General features: G+C 63.6%; 12 protein-coding genes. 5 read left to right on the top strand and 7 right to left on the bottom strand.

Annotated features, from left to right (window positions below):
* Positions 1 to 126: 126 nt before the first annotated feature.
* Positions 127 to 1419, bottom strand: coding sequence for an MFS transporter (locus MESCI_RS25535; protein ID WP_013532846.1), 1293 nt, complete (start codon positions 1417 to 1419; stop codon positions 127 to 129).
* 119 nt (positions 1420 to 1538) lie between these two features.
* Here MESCI_RS25535 and MESCI_RS25540 point away from each other — a divergent pair, with 119 nt between their 5' ends.
* Entirely contained in the window at positions 1539 to 2447 is a 909-nt protein-coding gene (locus MESCI_RS25540) for a LysR substrate-binding domain-containing protein (RefSeq protein WP_013532847.1), read from the top strand.
* Positions 2448 to 2479: 32 nt separating this feature from the next.
* Here the strand turns inward: MESCI_RS25540 and der are convergent, their stop codons facing one another.
* Positions 2480 to 3913 carry a ribosome biogenesis GTPase Der gene (gene der, locus MESCI_RS25545; protein WP_013532848.1) on the bottom strand — a complete coding sequence of 478 codons (1434 nt, stop codon included), beginning with the start codon at positions 3911 to 3913 and terminating at the stop codon, positions 2480 to 2482.
* Positions 3910 to 4575, bottom strand: a complete 666-nt coding sequence (locus tag MESCI_RS25550; RefSeq protein ID WP_013532849.1) for a tetratricopeptide repeat protein — start codon at positions 4573 to 4575, stop codon at positions 3910 to 3912. The genes der and MESCI_RS25550 overlap by 4 nt, the downstream gene beginning before the upstream one ends.
* A gap of 213 nt (positions 4576 to 4788) precedes the next feature.
* On the opposite strand from MESCI_RS25550, the gene MESCI_RS25555 reads away from it, so the two are divergent.
* Positions 4789 to 5796, top strand: a complete 1008-nt coding sequence (locus MESCI_RS25555; RefSeq protein WP_013532850.1) for a polysaccharide deacetylase family protein — start codon at positions 4789 to 4791, stop codon at positions 5794 to 5796.
* A 33-nt stretch (positions 5797 to 5829) separates the two neighbouring features.
* Here the strand turns inward: MESCI_RS25555 and sbmA are convergent, their stop codons facing one another.
* From sbmA to MESCI_RS25570, 3 genes are all read right to left on the bottom strand, one after another.
* Entirely contained in the window at positions 5830 to 7089 is a 1260-nt protein-coding gene (gene sbmA / locus MESCI_RS25560; protein WP_013532851.1) for a peptide antibiotic transporter SbmA, read from the bottom strand.
* 113 nt (positions 7090 to 7202) lie between these two features.
* Positions 7203 to 8363, bottom strand: a complete 1161-nt coding sequence (locus MESCI_RS25565; RefSeq protein WP_013532852.1) for a YbfB/YjiJ family MFS transporter — start codon at positions 8361 to 8363, stop codon at positions 7203 to 7205.
* A 116-nt stretch (positions 8364 to 8479) separates the two neighbouring features.
* Positions 8480 to 8701: a hypothetical protein gene (locus MESCI_RS25570; protein ID WP_013532853.1), complete on the bottom strand. Its 222-nt coding sequence runs from the start codon at positions 8699 to 8701 to the stop codon at positions 8480 to 8482.
* Between the two features lie 94 nt (positions 8702 to 8795).
* On the opposite strand from MESCI_RS25570, the gene MESCI_RS25575 reads away from it, so the two are divergent.
* From MESCI_RS25575 to MESCI_RS25585, 3 genes are read left to right on the top strand one after another with little or no spacing between them, the layout of a single operon-like run.
* Positions 8796 to 9788: a LysR substrate-binding domain-containing protein gene (locus MESCI_RS25575; protein ID WP_013532854.1), complete on the top strand. Its 993-nt coding sequence runs from the start codon at positions 8796 to 8798 to the stop codon at positions 9786 to 9788.
* Positions 9785 to 11041 (top strand): aminopeptidase, encoded by a 1257-nt coding sequence (locus tag MESCI_RS25580; protein WP_013532855.1) that lies wholly within the window; start codon positions 9785 to 9787, stop codon positions 11039 to 11041. Before MESCI_RS25575 ends, MESCI_RS25580 begins: the two co-directional genes overlap by 4 nt.
* Before the next feature lie 21 nt (positions 11042 to 11062).
* Positions 11063 to 11416: a DUF488 domain-containing protein gene (locus MESCI_RS25585; RefSeq protein WP_013532856.1), complete on the top strand. Its 354-nt coding sequence runs from the start codon at positions 11063 to 11065 to the stop codon at positions 11414 to 11416.
* A 213-nt stretch (positions 11417 to 11629) separates the two neighbouring features.
* Here MESCI_RS25585 and MESCI_RS25590 read toward each other — a convergent pair whose 3' ends face one another.
* A complete protein-coding gene (locus MESCI_RS25590) occupies positions 11630 to 11980 on the bottom strand; it encodes an ArsC family reductase (protein WP_013532857.1) in 351 nt (116 codons plus the stop codon).
* Positions 11981 to 12051: the final 71 nt, after the last annotated feature.

Here is a 12051-nt window from a genome sequence, read left to right on the forward strand (position 1 = left end):
CTACAGACCCCACTGGAGAGCAAAATGATGCATTAACCTTGATGGGACGTTAACGGATTCGATCGGGTTTTCCCGGTCGGCCCGAGGTCGTGGTTGCGAAGTCGGGCGATTTTGCGGCCGGACCATTCAGGCCGGGCGCAGGAAGATCGGCCGGGCGATCAGCGCGCAGATGGCGGCCGCCAGCCAGACGCCGGACCAGGACCAGAGGTGCAAGAGCCCCGGAATGGCCACCGGCACCAGGAAGAAGCCGACGAAAACAAAGGTGTTGGCAAGGCTGAGCGCGGTTCCGACATGGCCGGCGCCGGCAAGGGTGGCAAGCTCGGTGTAGGCGACGCCGTGCCAGGCGGAGACAGAGATGCCTGCGACAATAAGCACGACCGGAAGAACCGCCAACCAAATGAGCTGGCCGCCCGGAATGGTTGGGCCGAACAGGACGAGCAGCCAAAGCATGGCGAAGGCAAGGGCGCTGAACGCGCTGCACAGGCGAAGAAATTGGCGGCGGTTGCCGTGACGGTCGGTGAAGCGGCCGCTCCAGATGCGCATGACCATGGCGCCGATCTGCACCGCGGCGAGGCTCCCGCTGATTGCCGCCGTTCCCAACCCAACGAAATCATGCAGGAACACGGAGGCGAAGGTGAGCACGGCCACCTGCGGAAAGCAGAGCAGGCCGATGGCGGTCGCGATACGCCAGACGTCGCGATTGCGCAGCGGCGCCGGTCCGGCCACAAAAGCCGAAGCGGGATGGCCCTCGCCCGGCGTCGGCGGCTCGTGCAGCCAGCGCCAGGCGAACAGGGCAGACAGAGCGGATGCACCCGCCAGGACCCCGAACACCGCGGCAAAGCCGAAAGCCAGCGCAAGCGAGGGCAGCACGAGCGCGCCAAAGCCGCCGCCAAGCGGCACCGCCGTCTGCCTGATGCTCATGGCGAAGCCGCGCTCGTTTTCCCGAAACCAGCCCATGATGGCGCGGCCGCTCGAACCGTTGACGCTGCCGCCGAGCAATCCGGTGATGAATAGGCTCGCGGAGAGCAGCGTGACATCGGGAGTGCCGGCCTTTGTCGGCACGACCAGCATCGCCATGACCAGGAGCCACGCCGCCGTCGCGCCGAGCCCGATCAACAGCACGCGGCGGTCGCCCCAGCGATCGGTGAGCAGACCCCAGGGCAGTTCGCTGAGCGCGACCCCAAGCCCGAGAAGGCCGAGCGCCAGGCCGAGTTCGGCATTGCCTAGGTGATAGCCCTGGCGAAGAACGACCGCCGTCGCCGGGATGCCGGAGAACGTAGCCGAGAAGGCGGCATTGGCGGCAACGCCGATGCCCAGGACTTTCCAGCGATGGCCCGGCTTGAACACCCTCCCGGTGGAACCGGTATCTTCCAGAAGTTCCGACGGCTGCCGGTCGGTGCAATTGACAATGGCGGACATGACTTCATTTCCCGTGCTGGCCAGCGGTCCGGCCTTGACGATCTGTCCCTACCGCCATAATTTCATCCTGAAAATCAGGAAGTTTTGAACTTACAATCCTGAAAATCGGGACTTCCAACATGCGACGCGTGACATTCGACCTCGACGTCCTGCGCAGTTTCGTCACCGGCATGGAGCTGGGTAGCTTTGCCAAGGCCGCTGACCGGCTTGGCCGGTCGACGTCGGCGGTCAGCGCGCAATTGAAGAAACTGGAAGAACAGGCGGCGACGCCGATCTTCCGCAAATCAGGACGGGGCCTCGCTTTGACCGAGGCCGGCGAGACCATGCTCGGCTATGCGCGCAGGCTGATCGAATTGAATGACGAGGCGGCATCCGCCATCCACGGTGTCGAGCTGGAAGGCTGGGTACGGCTCGGCTTGCAGGAAGATTTCGGCGAGGCGGTGCTGCCGGACGTGCTCGGCCGATTTGCCCGGGCGCACCCCAAGGTGAAGATCGAAGCCAGGATCGCACGCAGCCACGACCTTGCCGAAAGGGTCCTGTCGGGCAGCCTCGATATCGCGCTCGCCTGGCACTGCGGCGAAACGCTGCCCTACAGCCAGCATGTCGCCGATGTGCCGATGCGCTGGATCGGGCCGGCAAAGCGTATCGAGACCAGCCTGCGCAACAGTGAGCCGCTGCCGCTGGTGGCGCTCGAAGCGCCATGCCTTCTGCGCACGGTGGCAACCGAAACGCTCGACCGCGCCGGCCTGTCGTGGCGGATGGCCTTTTCCAGTCCGAGCCTTGGCGGCATCTGGGCAGCCGTGGCGGCGGGGCTGGGGCTGACAATCCGCACCGACATCGGCCTGCCGGCCAGCGTCAGCGCGATGACGCCGGAGATCGCCGGGCTGCCTGCATTGCCCAAAATGGCGTTGGTGCTGCACCAGAAGGATGCTGAACTGGATCCGGTGGCAGCGCGGCTGGCCGACATATTGCTGCAGGCGGCTTTGCAGGCGCTGCCACGGGACGAGCGGTTGAAGGAGGTCGCTTAGACAGCCGGAACAGGTATCCAGCGCCCGACCGCTTATTTACGCTTGTTCGACCTGCCGGCGAATGGATTGTCCGACGTACGCAGCGCGATGCGGATCGGCACGCCGGGCATGTCGAAGGCTTCGCGCAGGCTGTTGGAGAGATAGCGGACATAGGATTGCGGCATCGCATCGGGCCGCGAGCACTGGACAACGAAACCCGGCGGCCGGGTCTTGGCCTGGGTGACGTATTTGACCTTCAGCCGGCGCCCTGCCACGGCAGGCGGCGGATGGTGTGCCAGGATGCCTTCCAGCCAGCGGTTGAGCTTGCCAGTCGAGACGCGGCTGTTCCATACCTTGTGGGTCCTGATGACGGCATCCATCAGCTTGTCGAGGCCGCGCCCGGTCTCGCCGGAGACAGGTACGGCCTGCAGGCCGCGCGCCTGGGGAAGAAGCCGTTCCGTCTTCTCGCGCAGTTCGGCCAGAAGCTCCTGGGGATGGTCGATCAGGTCCCATTTGTTGAAGGCGATCACCGGCGCCCGCCCTTCCCTGATGATCAGGTCGGCGATCTGCAGATCCTGCTTCTCGAAGGGAATGGTGGCGTCGAGCACGATGATGACGATCTCGGCGAAGCGGATGGCGCGCAGGCCGTCCTGCACCGACATCACTTCGAGCTTTTCGTGAATCCTGGCCTTGCGGCGCATGCCGGCCGTATCGAACAGCTTCAGGCGGCGGCCATGCCAATCCCAATCGACCGAGATCGAATCACGGGTGATGCCGGCTTCCGGTCCGGTGAGCAGCCGTTCTTCGCCGATCAGCGCGTTGATCAGCGTCGACTTGCCGGCATTGGGACGGCCGACGACGGCGATGCGCATCGGCTTGGTGTCGTCATAGGTGTGCTCGGCATCCGGATCGGCGATATCCTCGCCGATCAGCACCTCGCCGGCAGCAATCTCTTCGTCTTCGCCATCTTCGTCTTCGCCGAAGGCGCGCGCTTCGCCGAGCGCGCCGATCACGGCGTCGCGCAAATCGGGCATGCCCTGGCCATGCTCGGCCGAAACCGGGATCGGCTCGCCAAGGCCGAGCTCCCAGGCTTCCAGCATACCGCCCTGGGCGCCCTTCGCCTCGGCCTTGTTGGCGACCAGCACGACCGGCTTGCCGGACTTGCGCACGATCTCGGCGAAGGTCCTGTCATCAGGCAAAAGGCCGGACTTGGCGTCGATGGTGAAGAAGATCAGGTCGGCCTCGCGGATAGCGATCTCGGTCTGCGCACGCATGCGGCCGGGCAAGGTCGAGGCACCAGCGTCCTCGAAGCCGGCGGTGTCGATGACATCGAAATGCAGGTCGTAGAGTTTGGCGGCGTGGACGCGACGATCGCGGGTGACGCCCGGCGTGTCGTCGACAAGCGCCAGCTTTCTTCCCACCAGCCGATTGAAGAGAGTCGATTTGCCGACGTTAGGTCTGCCGATGATGGCGACTTTGAAGGTCACGACGCACTGCCCGACCCGCGGATCAGCTCGGACATCAATGTTGCGCGCTCGCGGGTGTTGCGCGGGGCGCCGTCATCGGCGGCGATCTGGTCGAACAGTTTCAGCGCGTCCTGCGTCTTGCCTTCCTTCCAGGCGGAAAGGCCGAGCGCCTCGCGCGCCGTGTGGCGCAGCGTGTTGGTGTCGGATGTCAGCGCTTCGACACGGCTGGACACGTCGGCGAACGAGCCATGGTCGACGAGCAGCAGCGCTGCCCGCAGCCGCGCCATGTCGCGAATGCTCTGAGGAATGGCCGTGTCGGCGGCGACTTCGTCGAAATCCTTGACGGCGGCGGGAACGTCGCCCTTGTTCGCCTTGACGGTCGCGCCGCGCATGCGTGCGAGCAGCGGATAGGCGCCGTAGCCATCCTTCTCCAACTGATCGAGCGCGGTCAGCGCCTCATCGTTCTTGCCGTCATTGGCAAGCTTCAGCGCCTGCGAGAACGCATCGCCCGAGCGGTTGGCGCGCGTCTCGTCCCAGTAGCGATAGCCGACGAAGGCTGCGGTGCCGAGCACCACGAGGATCGCAACGACAATCAGGGCTGGGCCAAAACGGTCCCACAGCGCCTGCGCCTGTTCGCGACGGATCTCGTCGTTGACTTCACGGATAAAACTGTCGTCGGACATCAAATCAAACCATTCCTGCCCGGTCGGGCCTTTGTCAGCCCGCGTTTTAGCGAAATTTTGCCGGCATGGAAGGGGTTCAACCGGAAAATCGCTATTGTCCGGGGCAAACGGATGTTTGCCCCGGACGAGCAGCCGAAGAGGCCCATCGCACCCGCGCCACATTTAGGCGATAGCCGGCTTGCAGACGTTCCCCGAGTTGAGATCAGATTTCCTATGCTTCGTCCGTTCCGCGTTGTTGCGTTTTCGCTTGCCGCGCTCGTCACTGCCGGCGTGGCTCTGGCCGACCCGCCCGCGCCACCGGTGCCGGCAAAGCCCAAGCAGGTCGTCATCATCTCGTTCGACAGCGCCCGCGACATTTCGCAGTGGAAGCGCAGTCGAGCACTGGCTGAGCGCACCGGCGCACATTTCACCTATTTTCTGTCCTGCGTCTTCCTGCTGTCGACGGAAACACGCAAGGAATACACCGCACCCGGCAGAAGCGCCGGGAAATCCAATATCGGCTTTGCCGCCTCGAAACAGGAAGTCACCGACCGGCTCGAGCAGATCGGGCTTGCCGCGCATGAGGGCCACGACATCGCCAGCCATGGCTGCGGCCATTTCGACGGCAAGGACTGGAGCAAGGCCGACTGGCTGAAAGAGTTCGGTTCGTTCGAGCACATTCTCGAGAACGCCTATGCCATCAACGGCATTGCGCCCGAGCCTGAGGGCTGGCGCGATTTCGCACGGCATGCGGTTGTCGGTTTTCGCGCGCCGTATCTGTCGACGGGCAAGGCGCTCTATGAAGCGCTGCCGGCCGCCGGCTATCAATTCGACGCCAGCGGCGTCTCGCAGGGCCCCGCCCGACCGACGGCCAGCAACGGCGTCATGCACTTTTCGCTGCCGCAGATTCCAGAAGGACCGAAGTCACGGCCGGTGATCGCCATGGACTACAATCTCTATGTCAGGCATTCCGGCGGCTTCGAACGGCCAAGCCAAGCGGGCGAGTTCGCCAACCGGACCTATGATGCCTTCCGCGCCGCCTTCGACAAGCAGTATGCCGGCAAGCGCATTCCGCTGGAGCTCGGCTTCCACTTCGCGCTGATGAATGACGGCGCCTACTGGAACGCGCTGGAGCGCTTTGCCGGCGAGGTCTGCGTCAAGGCCGATGTCGAATGCATCAGTTTTCGCGATTATGTTTCGCGCCAGGATGCCGGCCAGAGGCAGGTCTCGGTCGGCGGCTGAGCCGCCAACCCGGTTCGTTTCCAACCTCGATCTTTAGGCCGGATCCTCAGCGCCCTGCCTTGCCAGATAGCGCTGGTCGATATCGGGCAGCGGCTCGCCTTGCAGCGTCGCCTCGAAGGCGCGCAGGCGCTTGTGGACCGATTGCAGCTCGACGATGGTCGACCAGGAGGTGAGCAGAAACTGCAGTGAACCGGTCACCTTGCCGAATGCGTTCGAAATCTGGTTCAGCGCGCCGAACGTGATCTTGTGCGCCACCAGCGAGGGACCGAGGATCAGCAGCGAGAAAATGTTGTCGGCCTGCAGGTAGGTGTAACGGACGACGTTGAAATAGATGTAGTGGAAATAGAGCCTGAAATAATTGTGGCGAACATTCTCGAACAGCTCGGCCGTGGTGGCCGGCTGGGCCCGGTCCGCGTGATCCTCGCCGTAGACGAGTTCCTTGCGGTAGGCTGCCTCAACGCGCTGGTTGCGGAACTGCAGCCCTGGAAGTTTCAGACCTGCAACCATGACCGAGATCGTCCCGAACAGACACCAGGCAAGGGCTGCGACAACCAATGGCTGTGGAATCGCGCCGATAATCGGCAACTCGGTGATATGGGCCTGCAACTGGATCATGACCGGCAGGAATGCGATCAACGTCATAATCGACTGGACGAAGCTGGAGCCGAGATCTTCCATGATCTGCGAGAACCGCATCGTGTCTTCCTGGATGCGCTGCGAGGCACCCTCGATATGGCGTAGCCTGCCCCAATTCTCGACGAAGTAGTTGTTCATCGCCGTGCGCCAACGGAAGATCCAGTGACTGACGATGAAGGCGTTGACCACCTGCACATTCATGCCGACCAGGGCGAGCCACGAAAAATCAGCCAATCCGATATAAAATTCGCTGTTGGTCGACTTTCCAGTCCCCGACATCAGCCCCTGCACATAGTCGAAGAAAGGCCCATACCAGGCGTTGACGGCGACGCTGACCTGCACATTGAAATAGATGAAGAACAGGATGACCGCGGTCATCAGGATCGACCAGCGTTGCCATGGATGCGGCGAATACCAGCTCCAGAATGCGTAGAAGACGAGCACGCAGAACGCGAAATAGAGATAGAACCAGAGGAACGGCTTCGATACGAGGATGGCGATGCCGATGATGGGCGGCGCGCCGGCCGCGGCGGGCGGCAATCCGAAAACCGTACCTAATTGTTCACCACCGAAGAACCAGAACAGGATCGCCGCAAGGCTCCAGACGGCGGCCGAAGTGAAGAACAGCTTCGGCTGCGGGAAAAAGGATACGAACACTGTGGCGAATTCCTCGATCTAGGCACAAATCAGCTGACGACAGCGGGCATAAAGTCACACATTAGTGGGAAAGAAAATGCCCGTGCCCGATGCCCGGCACAGCAAGCCCACAATCATGGCGATTTTGGCGCAGCCGACCATGTGATGGCGCCGGAGACGACCAGCACGATCGCGGCTGTGATCGAGGCGAGGAAGAAATCGCCGGACATCTGCGCCAGAAACCCGGCGGCGACCGGCCCGATGATCTGGCCAAGGCCGAACGCAGCCGTCATCAGGGCGAATATCCGCCGCGGCGCGCTTGGCGCCTGCTGCCGGGCGGCCTGCAGGCCAAATGCGGTGATGGCAATGAAGGTGCCACCGAGCAGCACGCCGGAAAGCAGCGGCCCGGTGGCGCCGCCGATGGCGACGCTGGCGGTGACGCCGGCAACTTCGATGAAGCACGCCAGCGCATAGGCGGCATAGAGGCCGGTGCGGGCCGCGATCTTCTGCCAGAGCCAGACTGAGGGAAAGCCCGCAAGACCGGCGACCATCCACACCATGGCCTCGAAGACGCGGCTGCCGCCGCCTTGCCGGACGATGGCGACCAGGAATGTCGCCGTCACCACATAGCCAAAGCCGAACAGGCCGTAGGCGACGATGACCTTGACCAACGACCGGTCCATCCGCAGTGCCGGCTCGCGGGTGACTTCGCCGTTGCCGAGCGGACCCTCATTGGCCAACAGCGCAACGAGGACGAAACCACAGGCCGAAATCGCCGCCGACCACAGCCAGCCTGCAGCCCAGCCCGAATGCTCGGCGACCAGCACCGCCATCATCGCCGCCGATGCCGCTATGCCGAGCCCGACGCCGCCGAAATGCCAGGCCTGCAGGTCGTTGCGACCGGCAGCCGCGATGTGGCTGAAAACGATGCTGGCCATGAACACCATGACGAAGGCGCTGGCCAGACCGGCCAGAAAGCGGATGGCGAGAAAGGCCGCCATCGCTTCGGTCAGCCCCATCAGCGCGGCAAGGACCGTACTGGCGCCAAGCCCCGCCAGCATCAGCAGGCGCTCGCGCCCATGCGCCCAGCCGCCCGCCGCTGCCAACGCGCCGACGAGATAACCGAGATAATTGGCCGACGCGATCCAACCGGCATCGGCAGGCGACAGATGCAATTCCTGCATCATGCCGGGCAGGATCGGCGTGTAGACGAAACGGCCGATGCCCATGGCAACCGCCATGGCAATCATGCCGGCGAAGGCGAAACGCAGCGCTGTCGAGGTGGCTGATGTCATTGCACTGCACAATAAGTGCAGGGGTCGCTGAAACAATCGCCATCTGTTGGGCCAGCGCGTGCGCGGGACGTGGTGCTCGCCTCGACTTTCCTCAAGCCGGAACGCTTGGCGCCTGCTCAGCAGCGGCCGCCGGCGTGCAACGGGGCCGTCTCGTGCACTGTCCGCCGTGCCGTCAGCCTGAACGGCACATCGCCCAGTTCGCGCTCCGACATGGTGTTCAGCATCGGATGCGAAAGCGGATCGGTCAGCCATCGCTGCGTTTCGCTGTCCGGGTGCGGCTCATACGGCGTACTCGCAGCGAAAAAGACCTTCAGCGACGACGACAAGATCCTCAGCATTTCCGGCTCCACAGGTCTGTCTCTTCCGATAAAATCCGCCGTTTCGACATGCCTTTCAATTGAGATTTCAGCCGGATCAGTTTAGAAAAACTCAATGGCCATGCTCAACCGCGTCCACCTCAACGGCCTGCGCGCCGTCGAAACCGTTGCCCGTCTCGGATCGCTGGCGGCGGCCGCCGGTGAGCTCAACGTTTCCGTCAGCGCCGTCAGCCAGCAGATAAGCCGTACCGAAAAACAGCTCGGCCAGGCGCTGTTCGAGCGAACGGCGAGCGGTCTGGTGCTGACCGAATTCGGCGCCGTCTTCGCGGCCCGCCTTGGTGCTGGATTTCGTGAGCTTTCCCAGGCCGTGGCGCTGGCCGACGAGGCTACGCAATGCACATTGGTGGTTTCGGTGGCGCCGGCCTTTGCCTCGAAGTGGCTGTTGCCCAGACTATCTCGCCACTTCGACCGGCATCCCAACGTGCTGCTGCGCATCGACGCTTCGGTGCGGCTGGCCAATCTCGATCACTCAGACATCGACATCGCCATCCGGCTTGGCGACGGCAAATGGCCGGGCGGGCGCACGGAACTGCTCTTGGCGCAGGAAGTCTTCCCGGTCTGCGCGCCGGCGATTGCCCAAAAACTGAAGTCGATCGAGGACCTTGCCCAGACCTGCGCGATCACCGACGAGCGAGCAATGATCAACTGGGAAAGCTGGTTCGAGACGGCCGGCGTCCCACCTGTCAGCTTCCTCAAGGGTGCGCGTTTCACCGACCCGATGCTGTGCCTGGAATCGGCGATTGCCGGCCATGGCGTGATGCTGGGCTGGCAATTGCTCGCCGCGGATGCGCTGGCCGACGGGCGGCTGGTGGCGCCTTTCGGTATCCGCGCCCAGAGCGGGCTCGGCTATTGGCTGGTGACCTCGTCCGTCAAGGCGGAAAGCCGCAAGGTCCGGGATTTCAAGGTCTGGATCAGGGAAGAGATCGAAGCAACCATGGCGCGGTTCGGGTCCGCAAACCCAAAACCCGCCGGCGCGATCGCGGTGGAAAGCGCCGCGCCGCCGCTCTATGGTAGGTCGGACATCAAACTACGACAGGCAGGATCATGACCACACATTCGCGCGGCGTTTCCGCATCAATCGACCCGGTGAAGCTCGACAGGCTGGCGGAAGTCGCCATCAAGGTCGGGCTGCAATTGCAGCCAGGGCAGGATCTGGTGCTGACGTCATCGATCGCGGCACTGCCGCTAACCAGGCGGATCGTCGAGCATGCCTACAAGGCCGGCGCCGGCCTGGTGACGCCGATCTTCAACGATGACGAGATGACGCTGGCGCGCTACCGCTTCGGCGCCGATGCCGGTTTCGACCGCGCCGCCGGCTGGCTCTATGAAGGCATGGCGAAGGCCTTCTCCAACAATGCGGCCAGGCTTGCGGTGCGCGGCGAGGATCCGTCGCTGCTCTCCGCACAGGATCCGGCGAAAGTGGCGCGCGCCAACAAGGCCAATTCGATGGCTTATCAGCCGGCGCTGGAAAAGATCACCGGCTTCGACATCAACTGGAACATCGTCGCCTATCCGGACCTCGCCTGGGCCAAACAGGTCTTTCCCGGCGATGCCGACGATGTTGCGGTCGTGAAGCTCGCCGATGCCATCTTCGCCGCGTCGCGGGTCGATGTGGAGGACCCGATCGGCAATTGGAAGGCGCACAATACAGCGCTTCGCAGCCGCACAGAATGGCTCAACGGCCATAATTTCCATGCGCTGCACTTCACCGGACCGGGCACCGACCTGACGGTTGGACTGGCGGACGGCCATGAATGGATGGGCGGCGCCTCGACCGCCAAGAACGGTATCACCTGCAACCCCAACATCCCGACCGAGGAGGTCTTCACCACGCCGCATGCGAGGCGGGTCGAAGGCCATGTCTCCTCGACCAAGCCGCTGTCCTACCAGGGCACGCTGATCGACGACATTTCGGTGCGTTTCGAAGAAGGCAGGATCGTCGAGGCCAAGGCATCGAAGGGCGAGGACGTGCTGAAGAAAGTGCTCGACACCGACGAGGGCGCGCGCCGTCTCGGCGAGGTGGCGCTGGTGCCGCATTCCTCGCCGATCTCGGCCAGCGGCCTGTTGTTCTTCAACACGCTGTTCGACGAGAACGCCGCCTGCCACATCGCGCTCGGCCAATGCTATTCGAAGTGCTTCGTCGACGGCGCCTCGCTCAGCCAGGACGAGATCGCCGCGCGCGGCGGCAACAAGAGCTTCATCCACATCGACTGGATGATCGGCTCGGACAAGATCGACATCGATGGCGTCCACAAGGACGGCGCCCGCGTGCCTGTCATGCGCAAGGGCGAGTGGGCCTGAGGGTTCCAGCCGAGAGGTGTGATGGCCTTCAAGATCGCGGTCAAGCGTATCTACGAGCCGCCCGCTGCCGATGACGGGCAGCGGGTTCTGGTCGACCGCATCTGGCCGCGCGGCGTCAGCAAGCAAGACGCCGCGCTGACGCTGTGGTTGAAGGACATCGCGCCGAGCGACGAGTTGCGCAAATGGTTCGGACACGAGGCGGTGCGCTGGGCGGAGTTTCAGGAGCGGTATGGCGCTGAGCTGGATGGGAATGGCGCGGCGGTGACGCAGTTGCGAGGCCTGCTGGGTAACGGCAAGGTGACGCTGCTCTACGGCGCGCATGACGAGGCGCACAACAATGCGGTGGCGCTGGCGGGGTATTTGCACGGACGCTGAGATTTTATGGCGGTCGGCGGAACAGCGCCCCCCCCTCTGGCCTGCCGGCCATCTCCCCCTCAAGTGGGGAGATCCGCTGTCATCATCTTCTTCGCAAATCCCGAACGTGACAGGATGGCGGAGCGGCGAAGCTGCCAATCTCCCCACTTGAGGGGGAGATGTCCGGCAGGACAGAGGGGGGCGCCACGGAACACCGTGGAACGAGAGGCAGCTCTACTTCCCCACCGCCGCCTCATAGACATCAGCCTTGAACCCGACCATAACCCGGTCGCCTACTTCCAGCACCGGCCGCTTGATCATGGTCGGCTTGGCCAGCATCAGCGCCTTGGCGCTCTTCTCGTCGAGACCCTGCTTTTCCTTGTCCGGCAGCTCGCGGAACGTCGTGCTCGCCTTGTTGAGCAGCTTTTCCCAGCCGACCTTGCCCGCCCAACCATCCAGCCGCTTCGCGTCCAGTCCCTCGGCCCTGAAATCGTGAAACCGGTAGGCTACGTCATGGCCTTCCAGCCAGACGCGCGCCTTCCTGACCGTGTCGCAAGTGGTGATGCCATACATGGTGATCGTCAAAAGCGTGCTTCCTTGGCTGACTGTCGAATCCGTTCCACAGACTAAACCACCCTTTCCGCTTTGCCAGAGCC

The sequence above is a fragment of the Mesorhizobium ciceri biovar biserrulae WSM1271 genome, from assembly GCF_000185905.1.
Taxonomy (GTDB): Bacteria; Pseudomonadota; Alphaproteobacteria; order Rhizobiales; family Rhizobiaceae; genus Mesorhizobium; species Mesorhizobium ciceri.